This is a genomic window from Pseudoalteromonas distincta (assembly GCF_000814675.1).
Taxonomy (GTDB): domain Bacteria; phylum Pseudomonadota; class Gammaproteobacteria; order Enterobacterales; family Alteromonadaceae; genus Pseudoalteromonas; species Pseudoalteromonas distincta.
The window spans coordinates 19,805-31,613 of record NZ_JWIG01000020.1 but is presented as its reverse complement, the minus strand read 5'-3'; the positions used below and the strand labels follow the sequence as shown (position 1 = coordinate 31,613).

General features: G+C 38.7%; 10 protein-coding genes. 5 read left to right on the top strand and 5 right to left on the bottom strand.

Annotated features, from left to right (window positions below):
• From QT16_RS12395 to dnaA, 5 genes are all read right to left on the bottom strand, one after another.
• A partial coding sequence (locus QT16_RS12395) for an IS4 family transposase (RefSeq protein WP_238719420.1) occupies nt 1-652 on the bottom strand: 652 nt, incomplete at its 3' end.
• A 129-nt stretch (nt 653-781) separates the two neighbouring features.
• The gene (gene gyrB / locus QT16_RS12390; protein ID WP_024597183.1) at nt 782-3,208 is read right to left on the bottom strand and encodes a DNA topoisomerase (ATP-hydrolyzing) subunit B; all 2,427 of its coding nucleotides are present in this window, start codon (nt 3,206-3,208) and stop codon (nt 782-784) included.
• A 12-nt stretch (nt 3,209-3,220) separates the two neighbouring features.
• Nucleotides 3,221-4,315, bottom strand: a complete 1,095-nt coding sequence (gene recF, locus QT16_RS12385) for a DNA replication/repair protein RecF (protein WP_039488571.1) — start codon at nt 4,313-4,315, stop codon at nt 3,221-3,223.
• A 15-nt stretch (nt 4,316-4,330) separates the two neighbouring features.
• Complete coding sequence (gene dnaN / locus QT16_RS12380) at nt 4,331-5,434, bottom strand: DNA polymerase III subunit beta (protein ID WP_004335206.1); 1,104 nt, start codon at nt 5,432-5,434, stop codon at nt 4,331-4,333.
• Between the two features lie 13 nt (nt 5,435-5,447).
• Entirely contained in the window at nt 5,448-6,830 is a 1,383-nt protein-coding gene (gene dnaA, locus QT16_RS12375) for a chromosomal replication initiator protein DnaA (RefSeq protein ID WP_004335207.1), read from the bottom strand.
• 518 nt (nt 6,831-7,348) lie between these two features.
• On the opposite strand from dnaA, the gene rpmH reads away from it, so the two are divergent.
• The 5 genes from rpmH to mnmE all read left to right on the top strand — a co-directional run bounded on the left by rpmH (nt 7,349) and on the right by mnmE (nt 11,463).
• The gene (gene rpmH, locus QT16_RS12370; RefSeq protein WP_004335215.1) at nt 7,349-7,483 is read left to right on the top strand and encodes a 50S ribosomal protein L34; all 135 of its coding nucleotides are present in this window, start codon (nt 7,349-7,351) and stop codon (nt 7,481-7,483) included.
• 7 nt (nt 7,484-7,490) lie between these two features.
• The gene (gene rnpA, locus QT16_RS12365; protein ID WP_004335217.1) at nt 7,491-7,913 is read left to right on the top strand and encodes a ribonuclease P protein component; all 423 of its coding nucleotides are present in this window, start codon (nt 7,491-7,493) and stop codon (nt 7,911-7,913) included.
• Between the two features lie 129 nt (nt 7,914-8,042).
• A complete protein-coding gene (gene yidD, locus QT16_RS12360; protein WP_004335219.1) occupies nt 8,043-8,318 on the top strand; it encodes a membrane protein insertion efficiency factor YidD in 276 nt (91 codons plus the stop codon).
• 8 nt (nt 8,319-8,326) lie between these two features.
• A complete protein-coding gene (gene yidC / locus QT16_RS12355; protein WP_039488570.1) occupies nt 8,327-9,964 on the top strand; it encodes a membrane protein insertase YidC in 1,638 nt (545 codons plus the stop codon).
• A 134-nt stretch (nt 9,965-10,098) separates the two neighbouring features.
• Nucleotides 10,099-11,463 carry a tRNA uridine-5-carboxymethylaminomethyl(34) synthesis GTPase MnmE gene (gene mnmE / locus QT16_RS12350; protein WP_007584209.1) on the top strand — a complete coding sequence of 455 codons (1,365 nt, stop codon included), beginning with the start codon at nt 10,099-10,101 and terminating at the stop codon, nt 11,461-11,463.
• Nucleotides 11,464-11,809 lie beyond the last annotated feature (346 nt).

The window sequence follows — 11,809 nt, the reverse complement described above, 5'->3', positions numbered from 1 at the left end:
GGTTTAACAGGCCTAAAGAATAATATCCTTTATCAAACATAGTCAGTGAATTATCTGGTGTACGTTCAATTAAACGCTCAGCTAATTTCATCTCGTTGGTTTTATAGTTATCAAACTCGCTACTGAGAAGTTGATGGCTGGTCAATTCCATATGACAGACCATGCGTATTTGAGGAAAGGCTGTATCACCGTATTGGTTGCTACCTGAAGAGAAGGCTTTACGATTATCAGGCGTGTCGGCTGTTCGCCACACAACACCGTCAACAGCTAATAGGTTCAAACCATTCCATGTTTCGAATGACTGTTGCTTATACATTGATTGAGCAGATTTATTGAAAACGTGTTTAACGGAATCATCACCTAACCTTTGTCTCGCCTGTACCATCGCACTTGGAGCAACGAGTTGGTTCTTGCCAGGTAACATGATATCTAGCTTATTAGCGATATTCCAAACTGATTCTTTTCGAAACAATGCCATGCCAATAACTGACCACAAAACGGCTTCAAGCGGTAATCTTCGCTTACGAACGGTTGCAATCCCTGCTTGTTGAAAACCTTGTTCAATGATTTCAGGGTCAAGAATTTCTGATAATTTTTCAAAGGTATGGTATCGGCTGCTTTCTTCAAGTGTTGCTTGCAGTGCTTGTTCTATATTCACAAAAAATCCGTAGTTAGTTTCCTAACTACGGATTTTGCATGATCGTTTGGATCGGTCAACCGGTCATTTTCTTAACTGATCAGCATTAGCCATTAGGCTCCTTTTTCGGTGTAAGTAATATTTTTACACGTCTAGATTAACTACGCGTAGAGCGTTAGTTTCGATAAACTCTCTACGAGGCTCTACTTGATCACCCATTAAGGTGGCAAATAATTGATCCGCGCCAACAGCATCTTCAATCGTTACTTGTAACATACGACGAGCACTAGGATCCATTGTTGTTTCCCAAAGCTGGCTTGGGTTCATTTCACCCAGTCCTTTATAGCGTTGAATGTAGATCCCGCGCTTAGATTCTGTGATCAACCATTCCAAAGCATCCACAAAGTTATCAACAGGTTTTGTTTTCTCACCACGTTGAATATAAGCACCTTCTTTTAGGATGTTTGCAATGTTAGTACCAGTCACAGCAATGCGTTGGTAGTCACGTGATGCAATAAAGTCATAATGAAGTACATGTGCTTTATCAACACCGTGCTGACGAATATTCACAACCGGGTAATACATATTACGCTCAGCGTCAAACTCTGTGCCTGCATGGAAAATAGTTGCATCTTCATCACGTGCAATCAAGTCATCAACTAACTCTTTTGTCCAAGCAATTACTTTAGCTTCGTCAGAAAGGTCATCAGTTTTCAACTCTGTTTGGTAGATTAAGCGCTCCATTACCGTGTTAGGATATTTACGCTTTAAACGCTCAATAACTTTAACTGTATTTTGGTAATCGTGAACGACTTTCTCAAGCGCTTCACCTTCTAGCGCAGAAGCATCTGCACTTGGATATAAAGCAGCATTATTAAGTGCAAGCGACGTTAAGTATTCTACTAATGCAGGATCATCTTTAATATAACGCTCTTGCTTACCTTTTTTCACTTTATAAAGTGGTGGTTGAGCAATATAAATATAACCGCGTTCTACAATTTCAGGCATTTGACGATAGAAGAATGTTAGTAGTAACGTACGAATGTGAGAACCATCCACGTCCGCATCGGTCATGATGATGATACGGTGATAACGTAATTTCTCAGGGTTATATTCGTCACGACCAATACCACACCCTAATGCAGTAATTAGTGTTGCTACTTCTTGCGAAGATAACATTTTATCAAAACGTGCTTTTTCTACGTTTAATATTTTACCTTTAAGCGGAAGAATAGCTTGGTTTTTACGGTTACGTCCCTGCTTGGCTGATCCGCCAGCAGAGTCCCCTTCCACTATATATAGTTCAGATTGGGCTGGGTCTTTTTCTTGGCAATCAGCTAGCTTACCAGGTAAGCCTGCTAAGTCCATTGCACCTTTACGTCGTGTCATTTCACGGGCTTTACGCGCCGCTTCACGTGCTCGTGAGGCATCAATAATCTTACCTACAACAATTTTGGCATCAGTTGGGTTTTCTAATAAAAACTCAGTGAATTTTTCAGCCATTGCTTGTTCAACCGCAGATTTAACTTCACTTGATACTAGCTTGTCTTTAGTTTGCGATGAGAACTTAGGATCAGGAACTTTAACACTAACAACAGCCGTTAAGCCTTCTCGGGCATCATCACCGGTAGCATTGCTGGTTGTTTTAGCTTTTTTGTTAAAGCCTTCTTTTTCCATGTAGTTATTAAGTGTACGTGTTAGCGCTGATCTAAAACCGGCTAAGTGAGTACCACCATCACGTTGTGGAATATTATTTGTGAAACAGTAAATGTTTTCTTGGTATGCATCATTCCACTGCATTGATACTTCAACACTAATACCATCTTCTTCACGTTCGTGAGTAAAATGGAACACACCTTTATGTATAGGTGTTTTATTACGGTTTAAGTATTCGACGAAAGCTTGAATACCGCCTTCATATTTAAAGTGGTCAGATTTATTTTCTTCACGCTCATCATTTAAGATGATGCTCACACCTGAGTTTAGGAATGAAAGCTCGCGTAAACGCTTAGCTAAAATGTCGTAATGAAAATCTAAATTTGTGAATGTTTCAGCGCTTGGCCAAAAACGTAATTCTGTACCAGTTGTTTCTGAGTCACCAATTACAGCTAAAGGTGCATCTGGAACACCCATAGTATAAAACTGCTCATGAAGCTTACCTTCACGACGAACAGTCAGTTTTAGTTTTTCTGAAAGTGCATTTACAACAGAAACACCAACACCATGTAAGCCACCTGATACTTTATAAGAGTTATCATCAAACTTACCACCGGCATGAAGTACCGTCATAATAACTTCGGCTGCAGATACGCCTTCTTCTTCATGGATAGAAGTTGGGATACCACGACCGTTATCTCGAACTGAGACAGAACCGTCTAAGTGAATCGTTACATAAATATCATCACAATGACCTGCTAAGGCTTCATCGATCGAGTTATCAACGACCTCAAACACCATGTGGTGTAAGCCTGTGCCATCATCGGTGTCCCCAATATACATTCCAGGACGCTTTCTTACTGCGTCTAATCCTTTAAGTACTTTAATACTCGACGAGTCATAATTCTCAGACATGGTTAATCCCACTTATCTTGTTATTAGGTTGCCATGTTTCACGTGGAACATTTGTAGTTCTCGTTGCATGGGTTCCACCACAGCAGAAATACTTTCAGATAAAATTGAAGAGATAAAAATTTGAGAACTGCAGTGAGCAAGTAATTGTCCCACTTTCTCTTTTGTATCTTCGCCTAATTCTGAAGGTAGATCATCTATTAGCAATATAGATTGCTTATCTGTCTCTGACTCAATTAAGCTATTTTGCGTAACTTTCAACGCATACAATAATAGCTTCAATTGACCGCGTGAGAATGTATTCTCCACACTGTTGCCAGCGACACTAAAACTAAAATCGGCCTTATGAGGGCCTTTACTTGTAAACCCTTGGCGAGCATCTCGCTCAAAGTTTTGCTCTAACGCATCTGCAAGAGATTCAGTCTCTTTCCAGCCTGCGCTAAAGGTCATTTCTAAATCACGTACAAGCGTCAATTCTGCACACATTTTATCAAAAAATTGCTGCTTAAACCTACTTATATACGCCAATCTTAATTTATTTATTTCTTCAGCCAGTCTAACAAATTCTTTGTCCCAAAACTTAATTTGGTCAAAATAATTCTTGGGCTTAGTTTTTAATAATGCATTACGTTGTTTAAGTACTTTATTAAATGATTGCCACAAAAAAAAGAACTCATGTTCCACGTGGAACAAACCTAAATCTAAAAACTTTCTGCGCTCTTTAGGTCCACCAAAAAACAAAGAATAACTCTCTGGTGTAATAATTTGTACAGGCATAAATTGAGCGAGTTCTGATATCTTACGGCTCGCCTTACCTTGAATTTTTAAATTGGTCTCACCCGTTTGCGTTTTACTAATACCAATTGGAATTGATAAATCGTGTATTGTTTTACGCCCGTGAATTACAAATTGCTCTTGCTGGTGCGCAATAATACTTTTGTGTTTTGGAGTACGAAAAGATTTGCCATGAGAAAGGTAATATATAGCCTCTAAAAGGCTGGTTTTTCCGCTGCCATTTTCACCATAAATTATATTAACGCCGTTGACTGGTTCTAGCGTCAGCGCCTCAATATTACGAAAATATTTGAGGCTCAAATGACTTAAGCTCATTATGTATTTATAGTCTTATAAACGCATAGGCATAACAACGTACATTGCTTCTTCATCGCCTGCACCTTCAATTAATGCACTGCTGTTTGAGTCGGCTAATGTAAATAGTACGTCTTCTGTTTTTAATGTGTTTAGTACATCTAATACGTAAGACACGTTGAATCCTATTTCTAGGTCCGCGCCTTCGTAACTTACTTCCACAACTTCTTCAGCTTGTTCTTGCTCTGGGTTATTGGCAGTAATTTTTAATAAACCGTTTGATAGGTTTAAGCGTACACCACGAAATTTTTCATTCGATAAAATAGACACTCGTTGAAACGCATTTCGTAACCATTCTCGGTTAGCTGTAATTACTTTGTCACCACCACGTGGTAATACACGACGGTAATCAGGAAAGCGTCCATCAACTAGCTTACTTGTAAATGTAAACTCAATATCAATGATACGAATATGGTTAGCACCAAACTGAATTGTAACCAATTCGTCGTCAGCTACCATAAGGCGCATAATTTCTTGCACACCTTTGCGAGGTATAATTAATTGACGTTGAGTATTAAGCGATTGCGTTAATTGCTTTTGTGCAATAGCTAAACGGTGACCATCTGTTGCTACTGTTTTTATGTCTGTATTATCTACTTCAAACGACATACCGTTTAAGTAATAACGTACGTCTTGATTTGCCATCGAAAAATGCGTGCTTTCAAGTAACTTACGAAGCTCTAAACGAGTTAGTTGAAATTCAACCTCACCATCCCACTGCTCTAAATTAGGAAAATCATCAGCAGATAAAGTCGTTAATGAAAAACGGCTTTTACCACTGGTTAAAAGTAATTGGTGCTCTTGCAAGCTTAAAGTAATGTCTGAACCATCAGGTAGACTTTTACAAATATCGAGTAACTTTTTAGCGGGTAACGTTAGTTTTGTATCGGCAATATCATCACCTACAAATACGCCAGAAACTAATTCAATTTCAAGGTCAGTACCCGTCATTGAAAGTTGTCCGTTTTCTACCACTAACAAAACGTTAGATAAGATTGGTAGCGTGTGTTTGCGCTCTATTGCACCCGACACTTGCACCAATGGCTTTAAAAATTGTTGTCTTGATATTGTTATTTGCATAATAAAGTCAGCCCTAAGATGACAATGTTCTTATTAAGTTTTGGTAATCTTCTTTAATTTCGTGGCTTTCGTCACGTAGTGATTTTATCTTACGACATGCGTGTAATACGGTCGTATGATCGCGTCCACCAAATGCGTCACCAATCTCAGGTAAGCTGTGATTAGTTAATTCTTTAGATAATGCCATGGCAACTTGGCGTGGCCTTGCTATAGAGCGGCTGCGGCGCTTAGACAATAGATCTGACACTCGAATTCGGTAGTACTCAGCAACGGTGCGCTGAATATTATCTATCGTAACCAGCTTATCTTGCAAGGCAAGTAAATCGCGTAGTGCTTCTTTTACAAAATCAATCGAAATTGGACGACCTGTAAAATTAGCATTAGCAATTACACGGTTAAGTGCGCCTTCTAGTTCACGTACATTTGAACGTAATTTTTTGGCGATAAAAAAGGCAACTTCATGTGGTAAGTTAATCTTACTTTGCTGTGCTTTTTTCATCAAAATAGCAACGCGAGTTTCAAGCTCTGGTGGCTCAATCGCGATTGTTAATCCCCAACCAAAACGTGATTTAAGACGGTCTTCGACCCCTTCAATCTCTTTTGGATAACGGTCAGAGGTTAAAATAATTTGTTGGTTGCCTTCAAGCAATGCATTAAAGGTATGAAAAAACTCTTCTTGTGAACGCTCTTTATTAGCAAAAAATTGAATATCATCAATCATTAATGCGTCAACACTGCGGTAATAACGCTTAAATTCTTCTATCGCATTATTTTGCAGTGCCTTTACCATATCTTGAACAAAGCGTTCTGAATGCATGTAAACAATTTTAGCATCTGGCTTGTTTGCCATAATGCCGTTACCTACTGCATGTAATAAGTGAGTTTTACCTAAACCAGTACCACCGTAAATAAATACAGGGTTAAAAGCAGAGCCAGGATTATCGGCAACTTGAGTAGCCGCTGCTTTTGCTAATTGGTTTGATTTACCCTCAACAAAGCTGTCAAAGGTATAATTTTCTTTAATGTTAGATTTGTAACCTGACTTAGGTGCAGGTTCAACAACAGGCTTTTGCTCACGAGGCTGTTGTTTTGTAGAAGCTTGTGGTGCTGATTGCGTTTCTATAACCGGTGCAGCTTGAGCATTTAATAAAGGCTTACTACCTACATCAAAACGTAGTTTTGGTGCTTCAACACCACAAATTTCTACTAATAATTCGTTAATTCTATTTAGGTACTTTTCTCTTACCCAATCAAGCACAAAGCGATTAGGTGCATAAATCGTCAAGGTATCTTCGGTACTTTCTGCTTGTAGTGGTCTTACCCACATACTGAATTGCTGCGAAGGCAGCTCATCTTGCAATACATATAAACAACTTTGCCAAACCGACAGATACACAGTTAAACTCCCAGAGATATAATTTTTATTCCCGCACATCATTAATGATTATAAATCATACATTTATTGCGTTCAAATGGTCCAATAAGCGACCCAAGACCGCGTATTATGAAGGCACTTTATCCACAAGTAAAAGATTGATTTTTATAAAATTGTTGATATCGATGTATAAAATCATTAACAACCTGATTTAAAACAGTTTTTATTTTAGATCCGAAGAGGAGATCATAACAAAATAACACCAAGATCGCGAACCAAATTTACGATCCAATTTTCTTTTCCCCCGCTTTTATTCACTTTTTATACAGGGGCTGTGGAAAACTTCTTATTTATGATGATCCTATCAGATCGCTCTACATGATCTCTTTATGGACCATAAGTAGCCTCTATACTGCGAACGTAATTATGATTGACTTTACGTTACTTACTCTATAATATCTCGCGCTCGCAATGGCACCTATGCCAGGATCGCGACCTGTATAGGATGTTTTAACTTTAACCGATCGGATGAGATTGTTATGAAAAGAACTTTTCAACCTAGCGTTTTAAAACGCAAACGTGCACACGGCTTCCGTGCTCGCATGGCAACTGTAAATGGCCGTAAAGTATTAGCACGTCGCCGCGCTAAAGGCCGCAAAGTTCTTTCTGCTTAATTTATAAGTGGAAGACTTTAGCTTTGGCAGGGAGTTACGTCTGTTAACTCCCTCGCATTACTCTCGCATATTTAATGAACCCGCTCGGGCTGCAACTCCTTTCTTTACTCTATTAGCTAAACCAAATGACCAAGAAAAACCTCGGTTAGGTCTTACTGTTGCTAAAAAACGCGTAAAAAAGGCATGCCAACGAAACCGTATTAAACGTCTCGCTCGCGAAAGTTTTCGTTTAAATCAACACAGCATCGATAATATTGATATTGTGCTTATGGTGAAAAGTGGTATTGATGAACAGTCTAATGAAGAATTAACCAAACAACTTACTAAATTATGGCGAAAAATTAACGAACGCTGTAAACCAGGTGCACCTAAACCGCCACCTTTTAAGAAACGCCCAAACAAATCAGCTAAATCTAATAAACAAACCTAATTGCAATAGAATTGCAGGGTTAATTAATGTATCTTTAGCTCACCTTTTAATCATGCATTTAAAATTTCTAATTGAGTCTTTAAATACATGATATCTATCTCACTAAACTTAAGTAGGGGCATAAACATCATGAGGTTAATTAAACCACTTGTTGCTTTTCCTAAGATTTGTTTAGTGTTATTTATCCGCGGTTATCAAAAGTGGATTAGCCCGCTGTTAGGTCCGCATTGTCGTTTTAATCCAAGCTGCTCACATTATGCAATTCAAGCAATTAATTTGCATGGATTTATAAAAGGTAGTTGGTTAGCTTTAAAACGCATATTAAAATGCCATCCTTTACATTCAGGTGGAGACGACCCCGTACCTGAAAAATTAACCCATATTAACCACCAACACGAGAAATAAGAGCTGTTATGGAATCGCAACGCACGTTTTTATTAATTGGCCTAATGCTAGTGTCGTTTTTATTGTTCCAAGAATGGGATAATGATTACAACAAGCCTAAAGCCGATCCAAGTGCCACAACACAAACACTACAAGCAAATTCACCAGAGTCGGATGATTATATTCCTTCATCGTCAGATTCAGGTTTACCCGCTTCAGCAACTTTAGCTAAACGTTCAGTTATTGAAATCACAACTGACGTTTTTAAAGTTAAAATTGACACCAAAGGCGGTGACATTGTTGAAACAGACCTTCTTCAATACGAAGAAACTAAAGGAAGTGAAACACCTTATATGCTTCTTGGTCAGCTTGATAGTGACAAACAATACTTTTCACAAAGTGGCTTAATTGGCTTAAATGGCCCTGACGCATCAGCTAACGGTCGCCCTACTTATAGTACCGAACAAAAATCATATACCTTAACGGGTGATGAGCTTCGCGTTCCACTTCAGTTTACTGATAGTAATGGTGTTAGTTTTACTAAAACATACGTATTCAAAAAAGGTCAGTATGACGTAGGCTTAGAATACAAAATCAACAACACTACCAGCGCACCTCTTCAAGTACAGCTATACACGCAAATTAAGCGTACCGTACAAGAAAAAGGTAGCATGGTTGATCAAAACTATTTAGGTGCTGCATACGGTACTGACGAAGAACCATACGAAAAGTATAGTTTTTCAGATATGGCTGATAAAAACCTAAACAAAAACACGCAAGGTGGTTATGTTGCATTTATACAACATTACTTTGTAAGTGCTTGGGTTCCAATGCAGGATCAAACAAATACAATTTATAGCTTAATTACAAAAAGTAATGCCGCTATTATTGGTGCTAAAGATCCCGCTGTAAATATTCAAGCTGGTAGTGAGCAAACACTAACTGCTACTTATTATATGGGTCCGAAAGAGTCAGATATTCTTGAAGCGATTCACCCAGACTTAGACTTAACTGTAGATTACGGTTGGTTATGGTTTATTTCGCAACCTTTATTTGTATTGCTAAAATGGCTACATAGCATTTTAGGTAACTGGGGTGTAGCAATTATTGCCATCACTATTATCGTTAAATCGTTAATGTACCCACTTACTAAAGCGCAATACACTTCAATGGCAAAAATGCGTGCGCTACAGCCTAAAATGGCAGCTCTTAAAGAAAAGTTTGGTGACGACCGTCAAAAGTTCGGCCAAGCAACTATGGAAATGTACAAAAAAGAAAAAGTTAACCCAATGGGTGGCTGTTTCCCTATTTTGCTACAAATGCCAATTTTCTTAGCCTTGTTCTACGTATTCTTAGAGTCTACTGAACTTCGCCATGCTGAATTTATTTTTTGGTTAACAGACCTTTCTGCACAAGACCCGTACTACGTATTACCAATCTTATTTGGTGCGAGTATGTTTGTGACGCAAAAACTTCAGCCTATGACGGTAACTGATCCAATGCAGCAAAAAATGATGACCTTTATGCCGGTTATCTTCTCTGTATTCTTCTTATGGTTCCCATCGGGTTTAGTTCTTTACTGGTTAGTGTCTAACCTTATTTCTATTGTCCAGATGTTAATCATCTACCGTGGCATGGAAAAGAAAGGAATTAAAGTAAGAGGCTAACTAAGCTCCTACTTATATAAAGGCGACTTCGGTCGCCTTTTTTATTGCCTGTTTTTCACCAGAGTATTCGCGAGTGTTTATTTCATAGGTTACAATACCGCCATAAAGTTACTCATCGTTGGCAAATTAATAGCATGATCAATCAAGATACAATTGCAGCACAAGCAACTGCCCCCGGACGTGGTGGTGTTGGTATTATTCGCGTTTCAGGTAGCCTTGCTAAAAGTGTCGCCGAAAAAGTAGTAGGTAAAATTCCTAAAGTTCGTTACGCCGATTACGTGCCATTTAAAAGCCTAGCTGGCGAGCAACTTGACCAAGGTATTGCCATTTACTTTGCAGGTCCTAACTCATTTACTGGTGAAGACGTACTTGAATTACAAGGCCACGGCGGTCCTGTAGTACTTGATATGCTACTTAAAGAAATTAGTAAAATAGAGGGCGTTCGTTTAGCAAAGCCTGGTGAGTTTTCTGAGCGGGCATTTATGAATGACAAGCTTGATTTAACACAAGCAGAGGCCATCGCCGACTTAATTAATGCTACAAGCGAACAAGCTGCCAAAAGCGCCCTACAGTCTCTCCAAGGTGAATTTTCTAAACACATAGAAACGCTTGTAGAAAAAGTAATTCACTTACGTATGTATGTAGAAGCGGCAATAGATTTTCCTGATGAAGAAATTGATTTTTTATCAGACGGTAAAGTATCAGGCGACTTAGACGCCATTATTACCCAGCTTAATACCGTAACCAACCAAGCAAAACAAGGTAGCATCATGCGCGAAGGTATGCGTGTTGTTATTGCTGGTCGCCCAAATGCCGGTAAATCAAGCCTACTAAACGCCCTAGCCGGTCGTGAAGCTGCAATAGTAACAGAAATAGCCGGTACCACTCGTGACGTACTACGAGAGCATATACATATAGATGGTATGCCACTGCATATTATAGATACCGCAGGCCTACGAGAGAGCCCAGATAGAGTAGAACAAATAGGCATTGAGCGTGCATGGGATGAAATAAACCAAGCCGATCGCGTTTTATTTATGCTTGATGGCACTGACACTATAGATACTGACCCGCATAAAATTTGGCCTGAATTTATGGCCAAATTACCAGAAGGTATGGGGGTTACGGTCATCAGAAATAAAGCTGATTTATCGGGTGATATAGTCGGAATGGAGCAAGAGCAACAATACCCGGTCATCAGCTTAAGTGCTAAAAATGCTGACGGTATTGAACTTGTTCGCGAGCATTTAAAAGCCTGTATAGGCTTTCAAGGCGCAACAGAGGGTGGCTTTATGGCGCGCCGTCGTCATTTGGATGCACTAGAGAGTGCTGCGTATCATTTAGAAACAGGTAAAACACAATTAGAAATGCACATTGCTGGTGAAATATTGGCTGAAGAACTGCGTTTAACACAGCAGTATTTAAACGAAATAACCGGTGAATTTACCTCAGACGACTTACTTGGCAAAATATTTAGCTCATTTTGTATTGGTAAATAAGCACCTTATTACAGATATATGTTTATTATAAGAGCACTTAGGTGCTCTTTTTTTATGTAAAATATTCACTATAAAATATGTATTTATACCGTCAATCCCAGCCAGTTCTGCCAATAAAATCATACCCAAAGCGATAATTATTACCAGCTAGATTATGTAGATTAGACAGTGAAAAGAGCCTTTAAGTAAGGTATTAATAGCGCAAGTAACACCCATTTTAAGGTCAAAACCGATACATATTTCAAACAAAAATACGTTTTAAAATCGTTATCCTCCACACAAAAGTTAGTTATAAATAGCTTTTTTATAATTACCTAGCTCATAAAAACTGATGTTATTTGCTCAA

Excerpts from the sequence above, each read along its gene's own strand:
- gyrB (WP_024597183.1), bottom strand. The coding sequence starts at position 3,208 with ATGTCTGAGAATTATGACTCGTCGAGTATTAAAGTACTTAAAGGATTA.
- mnmE (WP_007584209.1), top strand. The coding sequence starts at position 10,099 with ATGATCAATCAAGATACAATTGCAGCACAAGCAACTGCCCCCGGACGT.
- dnaN (WP_004335206.1), bottom strand. The coding sequence starts at position 5,434 with ATGCAAATAACAATATCAAGACAACAATTTTTAAAGCCATTGGTGCAA.
- yidC (WP_039488570.1), top strand. The coding sequence starts at position 8,327 with ATGGAATCGCAACGCACGTTTTTATTAATTGGCCTAATGCTAGTGTCG.
- rpmH (WP_004335215.1), top strand. The coding sequence starts at position 7,349 with ATGAAAAGAACTTTTCAACCTAGCGTTTTAAAACGCAAACGTGCACAC.
- recF (WP_039488571.1), bottom strand. The coding sequence starts at position 4,315 with ATGAGCTTAAGTCATTTGAGCCTCAAATATTTTCGTAATATTGAGGCG.
- yidD (WP_004335219.1), top strand. The coding sequence starts at position 8,043 with ATGAGGTTAATTAAACCACTTGTTGCTTTTCCTAAGATTTGTTTAGTG.